A 19,666-nucleotide genomic window follows, 5' to 3' on the forward strand; every position below is an offset into this window, starting at 1 on the left:
CCGCCATGCCCGCCGCCCCCGGCCCGCTCGTACCGTCTGTCGTTCCGTTCACCGCAGTGCCCCTTCTTCCTTCGGCAGCGGCAGCCGCGCCGTGACCCGGTAGCCCCGCCCTTGGCTCCGGCCCGTCCACAAGGAACCACCGTGCAGCGCGACGCGTTCCCGCATGCCGATCAGGCCGTACCCGGAGCCGGACACGGACCCGGACCCGGAGCTGCCAGCCGCCCCTTCTCCGTCGTCCCGTACGTCCACCACCGTCTCGTGGTCGGCGTACGTGAGGCGTACGCATGCATGGGCGCCGCTTCCCCCGTGCTTGCGGGCGTTGGTCAGCGCCTCCTGCACGACGCGGAACACCGTCAGCTGCATGCCCCCCGGCAGCTGACGGGGAGCCCCCCGGACGTCGAACTCCGTAGGCATGCCAGCCTCGCACGACTCGGCGACGATCCGGTCCAGGTCCGCGATCCCCGGCTGGGGAGCGGTCGACGCCTCCCGCGTGTCGCCGTCGGCCCGCAGGACGTCGAGGAGTTCCCGCATCTCATGCAGTGCCGTGCGCCCCAGGCCCTCCAGGGTGACAAGGGCGTCTCGCGCGATCTCGGGATTCCGGTCGAGGTTGGCGCGGGCGCCGCCCGCCATCAGCTGCATCGTCGTGACGTGGTGGGCGACGATGTCGTGCATCTCGCGGGCGATACGGCGGCGTTCGTCCGCCACTGCCCGCTCGGCGAGCAGTCCGCGGTGGGCGTCGACCTCCCGCTGCCAGCGGTTCATCACGAGCCCGGCGGCGACCACGAACAACACGGCCGCACCGTTTCCCGCCAGTTTCAGGAGCGAGCCCTGCGACCAAGGCTCCCGCGCGGCCAGGGGCAGCACCGCACTCGCCAGGACTGCCGGTACATATACGGCGGCGCCCCGGACGCGTACGACGGAATAGAGGGCGACGATCATAGAGGCGTTGAGTCCCTGTCCCACCGGCCAGCTGAGATGGACGCTGAGACCGAGAGCCAGGACGGCGGCGAATGTGAGCACCGGGGCTCGTCGGCGGGCGAGGAGCGCCAGGCCGGACACCGTCATCAGCAGACAGCCGGCCACGGGGACGAACCCCTGGGTGTCCTGGCTGCTGAGGGTGAAGCCGATCAGGTCAAGGGCCGCCGCGCCGACGGCGACGAGGGCGTCGTTGCGGGTCCAGGGCAGCGCCTCGGCGAAGGGCAGTGAGCCGTGCTTCGCGGCGGGCTCGGCGTGGGCCGTGGGCATCGTGTTCCTTCCTCGGCCCCGTCTTGGGCGCCTCACCACCATTCTCCCCGGGTTCCCGCCGAGGACGTGGGGCCCCAGGACGATACCGGTCCAGGAGCAGGGTCCCGGTCCGGGACTCGGCGGCACCATGCTCCCGACCCGCATCTCATTCCCGGCTCGGACGATCCGGCACGTTCTCGCTGATGTCCTAGAGGCAGGCCGGGCCCCCCGGCGCAAACCCTCACCACCTCTCTACCGGAGGCACGCTGTGATCCGCGCCCTGACCGGGTTCTCGACCCGCCATCCCTGGAAGGTCATCGCCTTGTGGTCGGTGATCGGCATCTTTCTCGCCGTAGTCGCCGGAGCGTTGATGCCCCGCGCGATGCAGGCGCAGACAGGCGACTTCCTGCCGAAGGACTACGACTCGGCCGCCGCCCTGCGGACCGCCGACGAAAGGTTCGGCGTGACCTCCGACGCCGGCACGTTCACCGTCCTGGTCGGCAGACCGGACCGCGGGCCCCTGACCAGCGCCGACCGGAAGAACATCGTGTCCGTGGCGAAGGAGCTGGGCAGCCGCCGCGTGACGATGCCGGACCCGCAGGACACCCCAAGCACGAGCGACGACCAGATTCCGTTGCTGGTTAGGGACTACTCGCAGACACCCGAGGTCGGCGTGGGCATGACCGCTCCGGACCGCACGTTCACGCTGCTGTCGGTGCGGCTGGAGGGAAACACCGTCGACCCAGGCATGCACAACCTGTTCCGGGCGTTCCGTGAGCACAGCGAAGATGCCTTCGCCGAGGCGCGCCTGCGAACCGGGTTCACCGGTGGCCTCGCCGACCAGGTCGACACCCGCGACGCCGAGGAGCCCACCCAGCGCATCGTCGGCATGCTGATGCTGGGCCTGATCGTCCTGGTGAACGTGCTGGTGTTCCGCAGTGTGTGCGCCGCGCTCATCCCGCTGCTCGCGGTCGTCATCGTGGGCGGCGCGGCGACCGGTGTAATCGTCGGTGGCGCCCTGCTCACCGGCACCGATCTCGACACATCGACGCCCAGCATGATCAGCGTCGTCCTCATCGGCATCGGCGTCGACTACTTCCTGTTCCTGCTCTTCCGCTTCCGCGAACTCCTGCGGGAACGCCCAGAGGCGCCCCCGCGCGCCGTCGCCGCCGAGGTCGGGGCCCGCGTCGGCACTGCCATCACCTCCGCCGCCCTCACCATCGTGGCCGCCTTCGCCACCCTGGGCATCGCCACCTACGGCGGGTTCCAGGTGCTCGGTCCCGCCGTCGCCGTGGCCGTACTCGTCATGCTCCTCGCCAGCCTCACCCTGATGCCCGCCCTCCTCGCGGCCACGGGCCGCCGCATGTTCTGGCCCTCCCGCACCCTGGAACGCACGCCACGCCCCGGACTCGCCGGGCGCGCCGGAGACTTCGTGTCCCGCAGGCCGCTGGCCGCGCTCCTCGCCGGTACCGCCCTGCTGGGCGCGCTCGCGGCGGGCATGACCGGCATCCGCATGGACTTCGGCCAAGGCGGAACCCCTCACGAGACCCGGGCCGCCGCCACCGCCTCAGAGATCGCCCGCGCCCTCCCGGCCGGCGTGTCCGACCCAGCCACCGTCTACATCACCGCCTCCGAGGGCAACAGAGTCACCCCCCGGTCCCTGGGCGCGCTCTCCGATGAACTGGCCCGAATCGAAGGCGTCGGCAAGGTGAGCACCCCCACACTCAACGAGCGGGGCGACGCCGCCCGCATCGACCTCTACCTGACCTCCGAGTCCCAGACGCAGGCGGCCCGCGACCTGGTCTCGGGTCCGGTCCGCGACACCGTCGCGGCCCACACCCCGAAGGGCCTCGAAGCCCATGTCGGCGGCACTGCGGCCATATTCGCGGACCTCTCCACCGCGGTCGACGAGGACCTGAGGACTGTCTTCCCCGTGGCCGCGGGCCTGATCGCACTGATCCTGCTCGTGCTGCTGCGCAGCGTGCTCGCCCCCGTCGTCCTGCTGCTCTCCGTGGGACTGTGCTTCGCCGCCACGCTCGGTGCGTCGACCCTCGTCTTCCAGCACGCCCTCGACAAGCCCGGCGTCAATTTCGTCCTGCCGCTCGTGCTGTTCCTCTTCGTCGTCGCGATCGGTACCGACTACAACATCCTGATCAGCGACCGCATCCGCGAGGAGATGCAGGGTCCGCGCAGGACCCGCGACGCCGTCGCCCGCGCCGTACGGCACACCGCTCCGGCCATCGCCACCGCAGGCATCGTCCTTGCAGCGTCCTTCGGCAGCCTCGCCGTCGGCTCAAACCCATCAACCCAGCAGATCGGCTTCGCGACGGGGCTCGGCATCCTGCTCTCGGCGTTCGTTGTGTCGGTCGTGTTCGTCCCGGCCGCGGCTGCGCTTCTCGGCCGCGGAATCTGGTGGCCGGTACGCCCGCGCAGGCATACCGGCCACGGCGAGCACCCGAAAGCCACCGCACCCAAGGACGCCGCGACGGACCACCACCCGCGTCCCCTCGCCGTCCCGCCCGCACGCTGACCGCCTCCTTCCCCAACCCCCCGGCCTGTGCACACGAACGCTCCAGGCCCGACCCCAACCGAGGGAGCCATCCATGTCCATATCCACCCGGGCCGCGTTCCGCGTGGCCACTCTGACCGCGCTCGCCGCCGTCACCGCGAGTCTCGCCACCGCCCCCGGGGCCGCCGCGGCGACCCCGGCCCGCACCCCTGACCCCGTGCAGCGGCAATTGGACGCGCTGGTCCGCGACAGCGCCGTGCCAGGTGCCCTCGCCCACGTCGTGAAGGCCGGAGGCAGGGCGCGGCACTACACCTCGGGCACCGGCAACCTGGCGACCGGCTCCGCCGTGCCCAGCGACGGCTCCGTACGCATCGGCAGCAACACCAAGGCGTTCACAGCGACGGTCGTGCTCCAACTAGTCGGCGAGGGTGAGGTCGCCCTCGACGAGCCAGTGGAAACGCATCTTCCGGGCCTCCTGCGCGGCGACGGCATCGACGGCCGGACCATCACGATCCGCCAACTCCTCCAGCACACCAGCGGACTCCCCGAATACCTGGACCAGCACGCGGTACTCACCAATCCGCGCCGCTACTACGAACCCAGGGAACTCGTCGACCGCGCCCTCGACCACCCGGCCGACTTCGCGCCGGGGGCCAGGTGGTCCTACAGCAACACCAACTACATCGTCGCAGGGCTGCTCGTACAGAAGGTCACCGGACGCCCGCTGGGCGAGGAGATCAAAAGCCGGATCACCGACAGCGTCGGCCTGAGGCACACCTACCTCCCAGACCCCGGCGACACGACCATACGAGGCAGGCATCCACGCGGCTACCACCGGCTCGCCGCCGGCGGCCCCTGGCGCGACTACACTCGGTTGGACCCCTCGTGGGGGTGGGCGGCGGGCGGCATGATCTCCACCAACAGCGACCTCAACCGCTTCTACCGGGCGCTCTTCTCTGGCCGTCTCCTCGCCCCGGCTCAGCTCGGCGAGATGCGCGCGACGGTCCCCGTCGACGCCGAGGGAGTTGCCCCCGGCACCCGTTACGGTTTGGGCGTCCAGAGCATCTCGCTGAGTTGCGGTGGCCGATACTGGGGCCACGGCGGTTCCCTCCCCGGCTTCAGCACGTACGGCGGCGTCACCCGGGATGGTCGGGCGGTGAACGTCACGCTCACCACCCTTCCGAACGGTAGGACCGGTACGCGGGCGGCTGCCGCCGTGGACACGGCGATGTGCCGCTGACAGCGGCCGCTGCGGGATCGGCTCCTTCTGGAGATCCCCATCTCACAGCCTTGGCGGGTGCAGGTATACCCGGCAGACGGCTGAGCCACCGTTCACGTCCCAGGTGGTCAGCCCCTCTGCGTCAGCTTGGACCTGGGTGACGATGTAGACCCAGGTCTCGTCCCGCTGCCAGACGCCGGAAGGGGAAGGTGGACTTTCGCCCACTCCCGCGGAGCGGGCGATGGGCGGGGAGGCCCCGGGGCGGGCGTCCTGCCGGCGGTGGGGAGGCCTGGCAGGACTGCATCAGGGGGGTCGCCCCGGGGCCCGGTTCTGCGTATACCCGGTTGCAATAGGTCTAGACCTCTATCCGGCCAGAGGCGGCACGCTGACACGCACGACCACCGCCGCGTGTGCGCCGAGGCCTGCCGCCGGTGCGAGCAGGTGCGCAACGACCTGATCGCCTCCCTGGACTGAACCCCTCCCACCCACTGTCGGCTCCCGAGAGACTCCGCGCTTTCCGACGGTGTCGGCCTTTCACCTACTCACCCAGCACGATGACCTGACCAGGATCGGTGGCCGGGTCGTCGTGCTGTACGGGCTACGGCGTGCCCTGATCGAGTTGCTCTCCCCTGGTCGTCAACCGATCTACCCACCCCGCCCCGTTCGGCTGACTCGCAGCGCGACGAGTGGATCCCTGGAACGGTATGGGCATTCTTTGGGCGACCGGCCGTGGGAGGGAACAACGTGGGAACTGCACGCGAGTACGGGCGCGCCATCACGGAGGGTCCGACACCTGCTGATGCCGCGGGGGCGACGGCTCTGCCGTATCCGAGCGGCTGGGCGGCCCTAGCCTTCTCCGATGAGTTACGGCCCGGCAGCGTGCTGACTCGGCCGTTGGCGGGGAGCGACGTCGTGCTCTACAGGCTCGGCTCAGGTTCCCTACGCGCCGTACGGCCCTACTGCCCGCACCTCGGGGCCCACCTGGGCCTGGCGAAGGTCGACGGCGACGATCTCGTCTGCCCGTTCCACGCCTTCGCCTTCGGCCCCGACGGCGCCTGTGTGCGCACCGGGTACGGCACACCGCCGCCGCGCTCCACCCTCACCCGGCTGCCTGTGCACGAGGCCAACGGCGCGGTCTTCGTCTGGAGGCACTACGACGGCCGGGAGCCGGACTGGGAGATCCCCCTCTGGCACGAGATCGGTAGCCGTCCCGCGCGCACGGCTGCCTGGGAGATGGCCGGAAACGTTCAGGAGGTCATCGAGAACTCCGTCGACCTGGGGCACTTCGCCACCCTGCACGGCTGGGCCAGGGCGGAGATCGGTGGACCCGTCCTCTACGACGGCGCCACCTTCCACGTGTCCATGCGAGCCCACGAAACCGCCCCGCTGATCGGCGACTTCACCGTCGATGTGGAGGTGGACGGCTATGGACTGGGCTGCCTGCACGCTGACGTCCATACGCCGCGCTTCGGGCTTCGAATGTGCACGATGGTGATGCCGACCCCGATCGCACCCAACCGAATGCAGTTCAGGCAGTTGAACCGCATCGCCTTTGCCGAGCCCGGCAGGCTGCCGAAGCCGCTCGCTCGAGCGGTCAGCCGTACCGCGGGCCGCCTTCTGAACCGCGCCGTCTTCAGGTCCAGCTGCGAGTTCACCGCCGCGGACTTCCCGATCTGGCACACCAAGCAGTACCAGCAGCCGCCCCGACTGGCCCCCGGGGACGGACCCATCGGTCCGTTCCGCCGCTGGGCGCAGCGGTTCTACCCGCAGCCGGCCGACGGCCCCCGATAGAACACCTTCACCACGACACCCGGTAGTACGGAGAAGGCAGCAGGACACGCCCGCGCCCGCGTGCCGCGCATGGGCGAACGGCACACAGGGTGGTGGTGCTGGTCAGTGGCCGGGGGCCACCATGCTGCCGGCGTGGTCGACGTCGTTGCCGTTGGAGCAGTTGTTCTCGTGGTTCCCGCTCCAGTCGTTCAGAGCGGGAACCACGGCGAGTTCCTGAATGCATACGTCGGCGGCGGTGAAGTTCCAGTTGTTCGCCGCGTTGACGCCGCTGCCGAAGTTGCTGTCGTTGTCGGCGAGGGCGGGCGTGGCGGAACAGAGAGCCGCGGTGGCCAGCAGGCCGCAGGTGATGATCTTTCGCATGGCCGGTGAACGCGTCCACACCCCGGCAGGTCACGTCGCGCTCCACCGAACGGGCCGACGAGCAACGCCTGCCCTCGGGAGCTTTCCTGGAGCTCGGGTCGGCTGGACGGAACCGCGGCTGCCGCTTCCGCAGGCAGACGGAGCCTCCACAGAGGGCCTCCCCTGGGCCTTCTGCGCTTGTTGGAGGACAGATAACCCTCCTAAGGGTTACGTCACGTCGACGTAGTCTGCCGCGGAAGCGACCGCCGGGGTGGTGGGCGTGCCTGTGAAGGAGTAGCGGAAGCAGCCGTCCGCCGTGGCCTTCGTCGTCGCCCTCAGGTTGCCCTTGCTGTCCGTCGTAACGGTCTTGAGGGTCGTGTAGGTGCTGTCGCCCTTCTTCTTGAACTGGAGCTTCACCGGCTGCTTGGTGTAGCCCCCGTATTACTTGGCACAGTTCTGGCCCGCAGGCACGTAGATCCGCCCCGCCCCTGAACCACAGCGTCCAAGAGGGCAGGGGCAGGCCCCGGTCAGCGAGCACCTGGCCCCCTGCTCCGGCGCGGTGACCGCCTCGGCGGTCCGAGACACCCAGCGTGATTCCGCCCGGCGCCCAGTGCACGGTACCCATCGGCCTGCTCATCCTCATCAAGGGCGGCGCCTTCGGCCTTTAACCCCGCCACGTGCTGGTCGCCTCGGAGCGGTTCCACGACGCCTTCCAACTCCCCGTCCCGGTGGTCCTTCCAAGTGTTGGAGCTGGCTCTCGTACTTAGACGAGGTCGAGGTCACCGACGCCAGGAAGCTCGACATCAACCACATGGTCCCCCTGGCCGAGGCCTGGAACAGCGGCGCCCACACCTGGATGCCCGAGCGCCGAGAGGCCTACGCCAAGGACCTCGGGTCCGAGCGGTCCCTGGCCGCGGTCACCGCGAAAACCAACAGGACCAAGGCCGACAAGGACCCGACTGCGTGGGTGCCGCCCGCCGGATCCGCCCGCTGCATCTACCTCGAAGACTGGGCCGCAACCAAGCCACACTGGGGCCTGAGCGCGGACGACGCCGAGCGGGCCGCGCTCCTCGAACTCGCCGCCCCGTGCGAGGACTCCGTCGTCGCGTACGAGGCTGCGCCGTAGCCGACGGGCGGTGGGGATCTACGCGGCGGCGGGCCAGAGTTGCGCCAAGTAACGCTCCACCCCCTCGGGGACCTCAACGGGGGCCCGGCGGGCGACATCCGCCCGCCCCGCACACGAGACCCACACTTTCCACCGTCGGTCCGCGAAGCCCAGGTCGAGACGGGCATCCCCCGCCGCGGCCTCCACCGATAGCACACCGGTCAAGGCGTAAATCTCAGCCTCGTCCCGCGCTTCCCACGGCTCGCTGTCATCGGCGGGCGGCTCGCCCGTCCACACCTGCCAGGCCAGCACGGCCGTGTGGGTGTGGCCTGCGCTACCGAAGTCCAGGCGCCGCTCAAACAGGTCAGCAGCGGCAACGCCTCGTCTCCCACTTCCCGTTCTTCGGCCAATACCGCCGCGGTCCCACAGCGAGGCCGCACGTATCGGCCACCATGCACTCCCCCTGGTCACCCTTCCTGTCCCTCTTGCATCCCCGGCCTACGTCGAGGGCGAACTCGGCGAGCACACTAAACAACCCGAACACGGCCGGACCTTCGGGCAGCAGCAAACCCACGCCACCGGTGCACAACCGGTGAAGACGTACGGAGGCGAGCGACAGCACCGCAGCCGTCCTGCAAGTCTGTGCGCTAACACATTGCCGGCTGAAGGACATCACCACCATGCGCATGACCCGCCTCAGAACCATCGCTCTGGCCGCCACGCTCAGCTGCGCCGGTATCCTCACCGTCGGCCCCGCAGCCAGCGCTTCCGCGCAGCTGGGATGCCAGTACAAAGTCCTGTGGCCGACCGCAGGCGTGTACGAGAACCCGAACCCCAACAGCGTGGTCGTCAAGACCAAGCACGCCGGTGACATAGTCGGCGCCTCGACCTGCGAAGGCGCCGCCTACAACGAGTACGGTTACGTTCTCGTCACCACCGACGCGGCAGCCGACGGCCGAGGCTGGATACGCGACCAAGCCGTCGTGCAGATCTGACGCTCCCGCACTACTCCAGGCCGGGCCCGTTCACACCTCAGGCCCCCCCTCCACAACGAGGCGCTCCAGCGAACGCCATGCGTCCGGTCGGAACGTCGTTCGGGCACATCCCCCCCGGGGGGCGAGAAACAGCGGACGCCCCTTTGCCTCGCCCCCGATCATCCCCTCTTGAGCGGAGAGCACCGGCAAGGGCTGCCGCGGCGCGCGGACGTCCGCGGCTCACCTTCGCTCGAGCGAAGGTGAGCCAGAGTGCCAGGCAAGGCGCAGCAGGAGTGGGCCGGTGCCCTCCGAGCTAGCGCAGGTATGGGTGGGGCGGCGAAGACATAGGCCCTGATCTGTTCGCGGCGGATTGTGCCCTCGCTGTCCGGACGGATCCCCCGCATGTATCAGCGGCAGACGGGGGAAACCAGGTGGCTGATCTCCGCGTCAAAAGCCACGGTCTGAACCCGCCCGGCGAGCTCGGGCACGACCGCCACCAGGATGGTGTCCTAGTCGGCGAGGACCCTGCCGCCCACGGCCGGGGCGGCCATGCCGCGCTCGGTCATCATCATGCCGATCGCACTGCCCGGCCCGAGTGGCTCACGGCCGTCGCGACGTACGACGGTGGTGGCACGTCGCTGGTGAGATGACAGCCAGGCCGTCGATGGCGCTCCATAGCTCGACAAGTGCGGAAGACTCTACCGATCGTTCTGGAAGAAGTCGCGGAGCTCGTCACTGCAGTCCTCCGCGCCGTGTTGTTGCCGCGAGAACGTAAGCCGACAACCACCCGGCCGCGGTGCTCGAGGCCGGCGGCGGGAGGAACTGTCCTTGAGACCGGCCAGAGCCGCGTGTAGCTGTCCGTTTCAGGCAGAGGCAGAAGCCTCCCACCTCCAGGGAGATGAAGGCGGCGGGGATGTGGTGCATGACGGCGCAGGAGCGGGTGATGTCCATGGCGAGGGTGCACTTGTCCATGCCCGGGGCGTGCTGCGACGGCGATCATCTGGCCGGGCTGGAGGCCGTTGGTCAAGGAGACGAGGGCGATGAAGCGGCTGCTGTCGCCGCCAACTGGACGGCCGGATCGCCGCAGAGGACCCCGTACCCGCTCCGTAGCGGGCGTCAGAGGGGCCGAAACTTGGCTACCAGGAGGAGGCGCGCTTCGGCAGACTGCCGACCCTGAGACTTGACTTTGACCTTAAGGATCGCCGTGCGTCGCCCTGTTCTCGTATGCGTAGCGCTGCTCGCCCTCACCGGATGCTCCTCCAACAGCGATAGTGGAATTGGGGGAGTCGCCGGGACGTGGGAACTTCAGGACCCTGATGAACCGGATGAAACGGAAATTATCAAGATCCACAGCGACGGGAAGACCGACGTCAAAGCCGGTGGATTCCGCTGCAACGGCACCACAGAAAGACAGGGCAGCGAGTACCGCATAGAACTTGACTGCCCCCTCACCGAAGTGGTCATGACCTTTACGGTCATCGGCGACGGCAAGACCGCCGAGAGCGTCACTGAACCGGACAACGAAACCGACACCTGGAAGCGAACCGGCAGCTGACCTCCCGCACCACGAAGTTCCCGACCACCGCCGCGTAATCGGGAGCTTCAGCGGTGTCGGCTACCCGGCCTCGGGCAGCCGCTGCTGATCGATGCGCAGCGCCGTGACTCCACCGAGCTTCCCGTGCGGGTAACGCAGCCCTTGCATCGTGACCCGGATCTGCGGCCGGCCCGGCGTCGATTCGCCAGTCTCGGCATTCCATCCCCCTCGCCCCTGCGTCCCACCCCTTCACGTCCTTGCACGTCAGCGGGGGTGGGATGGTTCCGGGACGGCTGGTGGGCGCGTGATCGTTGCAGCCGGCGGGCGCCGGCTGCACGCTGGTGGAGCACTGACCGAAGAGCGACCCGACGGGGGATCCATCACCATGAACAAGCTCCGCACCGCACTCGCCGCCGCAGCTGCTGCCGCACTGGGCCTCGCGGCCCTCGCCACGGCCCCGGCGCAGGCCGCTGCACAGCCCGCCTTCCTCGCCGCCTCCCAGATGCCGTCGTCGTCGACGCCGTGGACCGCCACGCAGGTCTTCACCGGCGTCCCGGAGAACGGCGGTGTCCTCTGTGCCCCGTACAAGATCCCGGCGCAGAACACCCGCTACCGCGAGTTCAGCACCGAGCTCGACACCAACGGCGTCCAGGTGACCACCGTCGCCCGTACCGAGGCCGACGCCGTGAAGCTGGTCGACATCCTCCGCGGGGCCCTCGCCGGCTGCGGCCCCCTGCTGGAGCAGCAGAACCCGGGCCTGCAAGCCGTCAGCGCCTCCCACGGCAAGCTCGCCGTCGAGGAGGGCGCCTGGGTCTACAGCCTGGACACCGCCGACCCGCAGATCGGCATCTCCGACATCCACCTGTTCTCCGTCGGCCGCGACGGCCGCACCGTCACCCTCGTCCGCTGGGGCCAGATCGGCGACCTCGAGGACGCCCCGCTGACCACCTTCCGCACCACGACGAAGACCGCCGTCAACAAGCTCCACTGACCCGGAAGCTTCCCCGAGAGCTGACCACAGCTCGACAGCCGCGCGACCGGAACCAGGCGCGCCACTGCCGAGCCCACCCGCCCCGCCGGCAGCGACCACCTCCGCAAGGAACGCCGGTTTCGGCACGCTGGGCGGAAGTCGCTGCCGGAGCGGCAGGTGCTGTGGGGCAACCTCTTTGTGCCGCACAGCGGCATCCAGTGGGAGTATCTGCCGCAGGAGTTGGGCTTCGGGTCGGGTCGGGTATGACGTGCTGGCGGAGGTTGCGGGACTGGAACGAGGCCGGTGTCTGGCAGCAGCTGCTCGGGGGCGGGCGCGCCGAGGCCTTCGTTCGCTGGGTGAGGGACCCTGATCCGCTGGTGCGGCGGCCCGCAGTCAAGGGCTTGGGCATTTTCCTCGACGACGGCGTACGCACGGTGGAAATAGACGAATCTTTTACGGAGAGTGCCGAGTAGCTGGGAATTCGATTCGCGGGTCGAGCACTTCGAACCTAAGGGCTGTCCCGTAACTCGACGCAGAGGTCAGCGGGACGCCGCCGCAGGATCACCTTGTCCGGTTCTGGGCCGACTCGCGGCCTCCATAGGATCCCGGTCAAGCAGGTTGAACCGGACACCCGCAAGTGGTCTTCGGAGTCACGGGACAGCCTTTGGCCGCACCACCCGTCTCTGTCATCGAGTTCCTCGAACGCACCATTGCGGATGGTGCGCGCGCATTCGGTTCCCGGGGAGGGGGAGTTCCATGTCTGGTTCGCGGGGGTAACCGACGGCGGTGGCGGTGGGCATGTAGGTCATCAGGCTGGTGACGGTGGCGGAGGAGGGGCGGGGGCGCTCTGGCGGGAGAGGTGGTGCAGGACGCGGAGTATCGTGCAAGGCGGGGGCGGTGTCGAGGCGTTCGCCGTGATTGGGGACGCCTCCATCTGCGTCCGAGTCGAGTGCGTGTGTCATGAGGTGTGGTCAGGAACCGCTTCACGCGGTCTTGTTCGACCGCGTGGTGCGGTCTTGTTCACCTGACTGGCTGAGTCCGAGCGGTCTCCGCCTCCTGCATCGCCTTCTCCCAGCTGCGGGCCCCGGCACCGGGCACAGGCTTGGTGCCGTTGGAGGAACGGCCCCTACCGACCGCCCAGGTGATCAGGGCGCAGAGCGCGAATCCGGCTCCCAGGACGCTGGATCCGGCCCATCCGTGGGAGGTGAAGACGGAGGTGGTGGTGGCCGCGCCGAGGGCGGAGCCGAGGGAGTAGAAGACCATGTAGGCGCCGATGACGCCGCTGGTGCGCTCCGTGTACGCGCTGGTGAGTGTGTGCTGGTTGCTCACGTGGACGACCTGGACCGCGAAGTCGAGCAGCACGACGCCGACGATGAGCAGCCACAGCGACCAGGACAGCTGGGCGATCGCGGCCCAGGAGACGATGAGCAGGGCGAGTGCGACGCCCGCCATCGGCACTGCCCGCCCAGCGTCCGCCGAGCGTCCCGCGCGTGCGGCGCCGAGCGCGCCGGCGAGTCCGGCGACGCCGAACATGCCGATCTGACTCTCGCTGAAATGCCACGGCGCGTCCGTCATCGGCAGCGACAGCCCGCTCCACAGCGTTCCGAAGGACGCGAACAGGAAGAACGCGATGAGGCCGCGCGTCAGGAAGACCCACTCCCCGAACAGCGCGCAGAGCGCGGTGAGGGCCTGCCCGTATCCCGCGGGCCGCCGGGAATGCTCTTCCGGAGGGAGGGCGTGCGGGACGAGGACGGCGAGCCCGAGCGTCAGCACGCCGAGCAGCACGTAGATGCTCCGCCAGCCCCACTGCTCGGCGAGCAGGCCTGTGACGATCCGCGCGCCGAGGATGCCGATCACCACGCCGGACGTCACGATCCCGATGTTCCGCCCACGCTCGGCAGGCGGCGAGACCGACGCCGCGTAGGCCACCGTGGTTTGCACCACGACCGCGAACATCCCGGCCAGAGCGAGTCCTGCGAAGGCCATCCACGCGGTCGAGGCCGCGGAGGTCAGGAGCAGACCGATGGCGGTGATCGCGAGGTGCACCGCAATGAGCCGACGCCTGTTGACGATCACGTCGCCGAGCGGGACCAGCAGCACCAGGCCGATCAGGTAGCCGAACTGGCCGATCGAGACGATCCACCCCAACTGCCCCGCCGAGACGCCGAGGCTGTCCCCCATCGGCACGAGCACGGGTTGCGCGGCGTAGACGCTCGCCACCGCGACACCGCACACGACCGCCAGTAGCACCCGTCGCCAGACGTCCATCACTCTCCGACCCAAAATTAAGTAGCATAATGCAACTCATTTGAGGTTAGGGCATAATGGTCTCAATCTGCAACTCATCCAGGAGGTGTCGTGCCGCACCCCTCGAACGTCGCCTGGACCGATCCCGACTGCCCCGTCGCCCGCACGCTCGACCTTGTCGGCGATCGCTGGAGCCTTCTGGTCGTCCGGGACGCGATGGACGGGGCCCGCTCCTTCACCGAGTTCCAGCGCCGCACCGGCATCGCCCGCAACATCCTCAGCGACCGGCTCCGGAAGCTCAGTGCCCACGGGCTCCTCACCCAGCAGACCGCGCCCACGGGCCGCCGTTTGGAGTACGTGCTCACCGACAGGGGCCGCGACCTCTTCCCCGTGCTCCTCACCCTGCGCCAGTGGGGGGAGCGCCACGCCTTCGATCCCGGCGAGCCTCACTCCACCCTGGTCGACGAGCAGGGCGTCCGCGTTCCGGACCTCACAGCGACCGGGGCCGACGGCGCCCCCCTCACGGCCGATTCCACGAACGTGCGGAAGACCGGCAAAAGCAGGTGAGGCGCGCCCGGAACGACCGCCAGCGCCTCTGTCCGCGCGCGCTGAGCCGCAGCCGCACGGTCGGACCGTTCACGCGGGCCGCCCCCGCGGGCCAGACGACGTCCCCCGGGATGCCGTGGGCACGGGCGTACGCCACCATGTGAGCGGTGGCGCCCCGGACGCAGGACGCAGAGCCGCCCCAGACCGCCAGCACCCTGCCGCAGCCGCTGACAAGTTGCTCGTCCACGGCCACACAGGCGTTCCGGTCCAGCTGATCGAAAGGCCACATCTGTAACCCTCGGCCAACGCCACCAGCTCCCGGTGCGCCTCCCACTCCTGGGCGGGCTCCTGCGAGGACACCCGCCCGCTGCGGGAGGAGCGCCACCAGGCGCTGCCCCGCTTCACGCACCAGCCGCCCGAACTCCAGGGGCAGTCCCGCGCCGGCGCGTACGAGTCCGGTCGCGTCCGCCGGCATCCCCTTCAGGCGTTCCCGCAGGTCGTTCCGGACCAGCTCCCACGTGTCCGGGGTCAGGTCGGAGCGCCCCAATGCCGTGATCATCCGCTCGCTCGCCTCCTCGCCATGTGATGTGCTCCGCTCGTGTTCGTCCTGTCTGGGGTCTCCGTGATCAGCCGACCCGGTCCGCGCGGGTGAGCTCGGCGCGCAGCAGGTCCAAGCCCATCGGTCCCAGGTCCAGGGCCCGCCGGTGGAACCGCTTCAGGTCGAAGCCAGCGCCGTCGCGGCGGCGGGCCGCGTCCCTCGGCTCCAGCCACACCTTCTCCCCCAGCTTGTAAGAGATGGCCTGTCCAGGGCTCCCCAGGTACCGGTCGATCTCGAAGTCGACGAACCCGCTGGACAGAGTCCGCAGTGCTCGGCGAGGAATGCGCGGTCCAGTTCGGTAGTCCACCGGCTCCCTCTCGTGGAAGCCGGCGCCCGCGGGGATGGGGGAGCCTCAAGGGCAGGCCGACGTCCGGGACGATCTGCGCGGCGCGCAGCAGCTGACCGGTGGCCGGTATGCCCAGACGGTGCGCGGGGTCGACGAAGTACCCCAGCTTGTCCACCAGCCGCTCGGCGTACAGACCCCACCCTTCGCAATGCCCCGGGTGCAGTTCGCACGCCAGCCGCTGGAACCGGTTGAGGGTGGTGGTGTTCAGCGCCGTCGTGCCCAGTTGGAGGTGATGGCCCGGAACCCCCTTGGTGGAACATCGTGCCCGGTACTGTCCACGTCGGAATCAGCGCGTCCGGGTCGGTCCGCGTCCACCAGATCGTGCCGGGGCGCGACAGGTACTCGCCGGGCGCCAGTCTCCTCTTCGAGCGGCTGTCAGGTCCTGGTTGAGCGTGCTCCGCGTATGTGTCCGCCCGGCAGCCACCGGGCGGCCGACAGCCCCGAGTTCACGTGCACGGGCGATGAACACCGTCGGCACGGGACGGACAGGTACGGAGAACTCCCCGGTGCGCCGCGCCGAAGGAGTGAGCAGCCCTGCACCGCATCAAGAGGTTCCTGACCGTACCGGCGGCCCTGGCCGCGCTCGCCGCCGGCTTCTTGACAGCGACCCCCGCCGCGTCGGCCGCCTCACCCGGCGCCGAGCCGTGCGCCCCGCTCCACAGCGCCTCGGTCGACTACCGCGCCGGGGACACCGTTTCGCACCACGGACGCAATTGGACCGCGAAGTGGTGGTCACGCAACGAGAATCCGGGTGCCGGGTCCGCCTGGTCCGACCGGGGCGCCTGCACCGGAGGGGTCTCCGACTTCGTCATCAGCCCGGAGCGGTTCGACGAGATCTTCCCGGACCGCCACCCCTTCTACACCTACCAGGGCCTGATCGACGCGCTGCACGCCTACCCGCGCTTCGCCAACACCGGGACGCCGCAGACCCGGGCCAGGGAGGCGGCCGCCTTCCTGACCCACGCCGACTTCGAGTCGGTGGGGCTGAAGTACGTCAAGGAGATCAACGAGGCCAACTACTGGCGCAAGTGCGACGACACCCAGCCCTTCGGCTGCCCGGCGGGGCGGGAGGCGTACTACGGGCGGGGCCCGATCATGTTCAGCTGGAACTTCAACTACAAGGCCGCCGGGGACGCCCTCGGACTCGACCTGCTGAACGATCCCTGGCTGGTCGAGCGGGATCCGTCCGTCGCCTGGCGGACCGCGCTCTGGTACTGGAACACCCAGAACGGCCCCGGCACCATGACCTCGCACGAGGCGATGGTCGGCGGCGCCGGGTTCGGTGAGACGATCCGTTCGCTCAACGGAGCCCTGGAGTGCGACGGCGGCAACCCGCCGTCCGTGGCCGCGCGCGTGCAGAGGTACGAACGCATCACCGGCATCCTCGACGTGGCACCGGGGTCCGGGCTCACCTGCTGAATCCGGAGGCCGCTCCGCCCCTGGGCGAAGGCGCACGCTCCGACGACCTGCCGGCACAGCGGTATGCCGACAATCAGTGAGTTCCCCGGGGGACGGCGTGCGGCTTCGGCCGGTGGACCGTCACCTCCCCGTGGGCCGCGAGGGCGGTGGGCAGGTCGGTCGGGGCTCCCCGGAGCGTGGCGTCGAGGAACGAGAGCGAGGCGGCGGAGGTGATGCGGTGGCCCTCCGTGCGGCCCAGGGAACCGACCACTGCGGGTACCGGCGGCAGGTACAGCGGGGCGTCCGTGAAGGTGAGATGCGTGGTGCCGGGCACAGTCAGCCGGTAGTTGGTCGCGGCGCCGAGCTCCAGCACGCGGGTGAGCCGCGGCAGGTAGTCCGGGTCGGTCCCGGGGCCGATCTCCTGGGTCAGCGCCAATACCGGTTGCCCGAGGTGCCCCCCGGTGGGGCCGTGCGGGAAGCCGTCCAGGTCGATGACCGCGTCGAACCGGCGGTCCCGGCGGGCCGCGTGCAGAGCGGCCGCGCCCCCGATGGAGTGACCGGTCACCGCCACCCGGCCGGTGTCGAGGCGTCCGGCCAGGGCTCCGTCGGCCTCCCCCCGGTCCATGCGCGTCAGCCTGGTGAGCACGGTGCGCAGGTCCGCGGCGCGGGTGCGTGTCCAGCCCTCCGCCCGTGCCGCGTCCTCCTCCGGGTCGCCGGTCGCGGAGACCCGCGTACGCACCGTCCGGCCGTCCGCGAGGACCACGGCAGCGGAGTCGTAAGGGTGGTCGACCGCGGCCACCACGTAGCCGTGGCTAGCCAGTTCCTCCGCCCAGGCGGTGTTCTGCGTACGCACTCCGCCCAGTCCGGGGGAGAACAGCACCACCGGGAAGCGTCCGCCCTCCCGGGCGGCGGGCGCGCCGGGCACCGCGTGGCTCCGGGCGTGCGGCAGACCGTCGAGCAGGAAGCCGGGGACCCCCGCGTAGCCGGCCAGCGCCGAGGACACCGTGCGCGACTCGGCCCCGGTACGCCCGAGGTACGGCATCCGCGGCGCGTCCGGGGCGCTCCGCCCGGCGGGATACCAGAGCTGCGTCACCAGCGTGCGCCCCTCATCGTCCCGGCCGTCTCCTTCGGGGCGCGTGGAGAACTCCAGGACCTGGGTGCCGACCGGAAAACGTCCTGAGGGCTCGGGGAACTCGGGTACGGGCAGGGCCCACGCGGAGACCGGGCCCGACGCGATCAGGGCGGCGCACACCGCCGAACCCGGCAGGGCCAGCCACCACCGGGCACGCCACGGAGTGCGCCCGGTACGCCGCCGGACCATGGGTACGAGCGCGAACGGCGCCGCGGCGGCCGCCGCGGCCACCACCGGAACCATCTGCCATCGCAGCCCCCCGACGACGAGGACGGTCACCGACCCCACGAGCAGGGCGCCGGAGGCAAGCGCGGCCGGGCCGCGGAGGCGGTCGGGAAGCCAGCGGGCCAGTACGAGGGTGATGGCGCCGAACACGGTGAGGGCTTCCGGGCAGGACAGCGGGAGACCGGTGATCGTTGAGGGCATGAGCTCATCGTCCGGGCGGCCGGCATCCCGCCGCATCGGCCTGACGTCGCGGTCCGGTGCGACCTGAGACGCATACGGAGGTGCGAAGGATCAGCCTGTACGGGTATACGTCGACCGGCGTCACCCCGCCATGGTCCCCCTCACACGGCCCGCCCAAGAACCCTCCGGGCTCCTGGAATCGGAGCAGCCGTAGCCACCTGGGGGCGGGGGCACCGAGGATGAGCCGGACACCATCCCGATGGGCACGGATCTGGCGCGGCCGGCGCCGCCGCACCCCGGAGCGGGCCGTGACGCCCGGCACCGGGCGGTCGGCAGGTACCACAAGGCCGATGGTCACGCCGTGATCGGGCCGGACCTCCGCGAGGCCGGGCAACCGGCTGTGCTCACGGCATCATCGCCCACGAGCTCGGTCATGTCCGTCTGCTCGGCGAGGACCGTGTCCAGGATCTCGATGTCGACCACGAGAGACTGACCGACCTGGTGACGGTCTTCCTCGGCATGGGGTTCCTCACCGCCTACACCTTCACCGAGTCGGTACAGAGGTTCTCCGTCCTCCCCTGGGCGACCTCACCGAACGGATGCTCACCGGAACCGCCCTGGACCCCACCCACCACCTCGGCTACCTCACCGAGCGCCAGTTCGGCTACGCGCCCGCGAACCGCGACTGAACGGCGCATCCCACTCATCGGCCACAAGGGCATGACCTCGCCCGACCCTGACCGATCGGTCAGCTACCATGACGCATGCCTCGTCCGCGTTCCGAGATGCGTCGTCACATTCTCGATGCCGCCCTGCGCCTGTTCGCCCACCACGGCTTCAAGGGGGCTTCGTTGCAGGACATCGCGGCCGAGGTGCCGTGCTCGAAGGCCTCCCTGCTCTACCACTTCGCCGAGAAGGAAGCGATCCTCACCGAACTGCTGACGCCGCCCGCCGAGGGGCTCTCCGCCCTCAACGGCCAACTGGACGCTCTGGAAGGCTCGCGCGCGGTGGAACCGGCCGTGACGGGATACGTCGGCCTCGCGATGCAGTTCCACCTGGAACTCAAAATCATCTTCGCGGAGCTGCCGCAGATGCTCGGACATCCCGCTCTGGCGGTCATCCCTCCTGCCGTCGACCGGCTCGCCGACGCGCTGGCGGGCCGCTCGCGGGAGCCCGGCGCACTCGTCTCGGCCCGCATGGTGATCGGCGGGGTGGCGGTGGCGGTCGCCGGCGGCGTCGACGTCCCACCCGACGTGATGCGCGACGAACTGATCCGAGGGGCACGCAGAACCCTCGGGCATCCTCACAGCTGAGACAGGCTGTGCAACC

Annotated in this window: 16 protein-coding genes and 3 pseudogenes; 11 read left to right on the forward strand and 8 right to left on the reverse strand. The window is 70.0% G+C overall.

Annotation, left to right across the window (positions count from 1 at the left end):
- Positions 1 to 48 precede the first annotated feature (48 nt).
- On the reverse strand, positions 49 to 1,245 hold the full coding sequence (locus IF17_RS0134835) for a sensor histidine kinase (protein WP_030575038.1): 1,197 nt from the start codon (positions 1,243 to 1,245) through the stop codon (positions 49 to 51).
- Between the two features lie 247 nt (positions 1,246 to 1,492).
- On the opposite strand from IF17_RS0134835, the gene IF17_RS0134840 reads away from it, so the two are divergent.
- The 3 genes from IF17_RS0134840 (at position 1,493) to IF17_RS0134850 (ending at position 6,743) form a co-directional block, all read left to right on the forward strand.
- The gene (locus IF17_RS0134840) at positions 1,493 to 3,754 is read left to right on the forward strand and encodes an MMPL family transporter (RefSeq protein ID WP_030575040.1); all 2,262 of its coding nucleotides are present in this window, start codon (positions 1,493 to 1,495) and stop codon (positions 3,752 to 3,754) included.
- Between the two features lie 73 nt (positions 3,755 to 3,827).
- A complete protein-coding gene (locus IF17_RS0134845) occupies positions 3,828 to 4,973 on the forward strand; it encodes a serine hydrolase domain-containing protein (protein ID WP_030575042.1) in 1,146 nt (381 codons plus the stop codon).
- Positions 4,974 to 5,696: 723 nt separating this feature from the next.
- Positions 5,697 to 6,743: a Rieske 2Fe-2S domain-containing protein gene (locus IF17_RS0134850; protein WP_030575044.1), complete on the forward strand. Its 1,047-nt coding sequence runs from the start codon at positions 5,697 to 5,699 to the stop codon at positions 6,741 to 6,743.
- Between the two features lie 102 nt (positions 6,744 to 6,845).
- On the opposite strand, the gene IF17_RS0134855 is transcribed toward IF17_RS0134850, so the two are convergent.
- Both IF17_RS0134855 and IF17_RS0134860 read right to left on the reverse strand, forming a co-directional pair.
- Positions 6,846 to 7,103, reverse strand: coding sequence for a hypothetical protein (locus tag IF17_RS0134855; protein WP_030575045.1), 258 nt, complete (start codon positions 7,101 to 7,103; stop codon positions 6,846 to 6,848).
- A gap of 207 nt (positions 7,104 to 7,310) precedes the next feature.
- A pseudogene (locus tag IF17_RS0134860) lies at positions 7,311 to 7,523 on the reverse strand (hypothetical protein); the annotation flags it as partial.
- 169 nt (positions 7,524 to 7,692) lie between these two features.
- Between IF17_RS0134860 and IF17_RS0134865 the strand changes: the two are divergent.
- Together IF17_RS0134865 and IF17_RS0134875 are read left to right on the forward strand one after the other, a co-directional pair.
- On the forward strand, positions 7,693 to 8,208 hold the full coding sequence (locus IF17_RS0134865; RefSeq protein WP_417159503.1) for an HNH endonuclease family protein: 516 nt from the start codon (positions 7,693 to 7,695) through the stop codon (positions 8,206 to 8,208).
- A 665-nt stretch (positions 8,209 to 8,873) separates the two neighbouring features.
- Entirely contained in the window at positions 8,874 to 9,182 is a 309-nt protein-coding gene (locus IF17_RS0134875; protein WP_237666994.1) for a glycosyltransferase, read from the forward strand.
- A 488-nt stretch (positions 9,183 to 9,670) separates the two neighbouring features.
- On the opposite strand, the gene IF17_RS1000000139550 is transcribed toward IF17_RS0134875, so the two are convergent.
- On the reverse strand, positions 9,671 to 9,847 hold the full coding sequence (locus IF17_RS1000000139550) for a hypothetical protein (RefSeq protein WP_244890579.1): 177 nt from the start codon (positions 9,845 to 9,847) through the stop codon (positions 9,671 to 9,673).
- Positions 9,848 to 10,365: 518 nt separating this feature from the next.
- Here IF17_RS1000000139550 and IF17_RS1000000139130 point away from each other — a divergent pair.
- From IF17_RS1000000139130 to IF17_RS1000000139555, 3 genes and pseudogenes are all read left to right on the forward strand, one after another.
- The gene (locus tag IF17_RS1000000139130; RefSeq protein WP_143660173.1) at positions 10,366 to 10,716 is read left to right on the forward strand and encodes a lipoprotein; all 351 of its coding nucleotides are present in this window, start codon (positions 10,366 to 10,368) and stop codon (positions 10,714 to 10,716) included.
- A 364-nt stretch (positions 10,717 to 11,080) separates the two neighbouring features.
- On the forward strand, positions 11,081 to 11,686 hold the full coding sequence (locus tag IF17_RS0134890; RefSeq protein ID WP_030575058.1) for a hypothetical protein: 606 nt from the start codon (positions 11,081 to 11,083) through the stop codon (positions 11,684 to 11,686).
- 69 nt (positions 11,687 to 11,755) lie between these two features.
- Positions 11,756 to 11,985 (forward strand): annotated as a pseudogene (locus IF17_RS1000000139555) (transposase); the annotation flags it as partial.
- 700 nt (positions 11,986 to 12,685) lie between these two features.
- On the opposite strand, the gene IF17_RS0134900 reads toward IF17_RS1000000139555, so the two are convergent.
- The gene (locus tag IF17_RS0134900; protein WP_051884209.1) at positions 12,686 to 13,933 is read right to left on the reverse strand and encodes an MFS transporter; all 1,248 of its coding nucleotides are present in this window, start codon (positions 13,931 to 13,933) and stop codon (positions 12,686 to 12,688) included.
- Positions 13,934 to 14,023: 90 nt separating this feature from the next.
- Here IF17_RS0134900 and IF17_RS0134905 point away from each other — a divergent pair, with 90 nt between their 5' ends.
- Positions 14,024 to 14,479, forward strand: coding sequence for a winged helix-turn-helix transcriptional regulator (locus IF17_RS0134905; RefSeq protein WP_030575063.1), 456 nt, complete (start codon positions 14,024 to 14,026; stop codon positions 14,477 to 14,479).
- Between the two features lie 605 nt (positions 14,480 to 15,084).
- Here IF17_RS0134905 and IF17_RS1000000140185 read toward each other — a convergent pair.
- Positions 15,085 to 15,363 carry a DUF885 family protein gene (locus tag IF17_RS1000000140185; RefSeq protein WP_256859287.1) on the reverse strand — a complete coding sequence of 93 codons (279 nt, stop codon included), beginning with the start codon at positions 15,361 to 15,363 and terminating at the stop codon, positions 15,085 to 15,087.
- Between the two features lie 106 nt (positions 15,364 to 15,469).
- Positions 15,470 to 15,625, reverse strand: a pseudogene (locus tag IF17_RS1000000140190) (DUF885 family protein); the annotation flags it as partial.
- A 311-nt stretch (positions 15,626 to 15,936) separates the two neighbouring features.
- Here IF17_RS1000000140190 and IF17_RS0134915 point away from each other — a divergent pair.
- Positions 15,937 to 16,821, forward strand: coding sequence for a glycoside hydrolase family 19 protein (locus tag IF17_RS0134915; RefSeq protein WP_280518097.1), 885 nt, complete (start codon positions 15,937 to 15,939; stop codon positions 16,819 to 16,821).
- Between the two features lie 73 nt (positions 16,822 to 16,894).
- Here IF17_RS0134915 and IF17_RS0134920 read toward each other — a convergent pair whose 3' ends face one another.
- Complete coding sequence (locus IF17_RS0134920; RefSeq protein ID WP_209437798.1) at positions 16,895 to 18,358, reverse strand: alpha/beta hydrolase family protein; 1,464 nt, start codon at positions 18,356 to 18,358, stop codon at positions 16,895 to 16,897.
- Positions 18,359 to 19,101: 743 nt separating this feature from the next.
- On the opposite strand from IF17_RS0134920, the gene IF17_RS0134935 reads away from it, so the two are divergent.
- Entirely contained in the window at positions 19,102 to 19,650 is a 549-nt protein-coding gene (locus tag IF17_RS0134935) for a TetR/AcrR family transcriptional regulator (RefSeq protein WP_030575069.1), read from the forward strand.
- The last annotated feature ends 16 nt before the right edge of the window (positions 19,651 to 19,666 follow it).

Source organism: Streptomyces cyaneofuscatus (assembly GCF_000718135.1).
Lineage (GTDB): Bacteria > Actinomycetota > Actinomycetes > Streptomycetales > Streptomycetaceae > Streptomyces > Streptomyces cyaneofuscatus.

Bases quoted from the DNA above. Each gene is read 5' to 3' on its own strand.
- IF17_RS0134835 (WP_030575038.1), bottom strand. From the start codon at position 1,245: ATGCCCACGGCCCACGCCGAGCCCGCCGCGAAGCACGGCTCACTGCCC.
- IF17_RS0134845 (WP_030575042.1), top strand. From the start codon at position 3,828: ATGTCCATATCCACCCGGGCCGCGTTCCGCGTGGCCACTCTGACCGCG.
- IF17_RS0134855 (WP_030575045.1), bottom strand. From the start codon at position 7,103: ATGCGAAAGATCATCACCTGCGGCCTGCTGGCCACCGCGGCTCTCTGT.
- IF17_RS0134875 (WP_237666994.1), top strand. From the start codon at position 8,874: ATGACCCGCCTCAGAACCATCGCTCTGGCCGCCACGCTCAGCTGCGCC.
- IF17_RS0134890 (WP_030575058.1), top strand. From the start codon at position 11,081: ATGAACAAGCTCCGCACCGCACTCGCCGCCGCAGCTGCTGCCGCACTG.
- IF17_RS0134900 (WP_051884209.1), bottom strand. From the start codon at position 13,933: ATGGACGTCTGGCGACGGGTGCTACTGGCGGTCGTGTGCGGTGTCGCG.
- IF17_RS0134920 (WP_209437798.1), bottom strand. From the start codon at position 18,358: ATGCCCTCAACGATCACCGGTCTCCCGCTGTCCTGCCCGGAAGCCCTC.
- IF17_RS0134935 (WP_030575069.1), top strand. From the start codon at position 19,102: ATGCCTCGTCCGCGTTCCGAGATGCGTCGTCACATTCTCGATGCCGCC.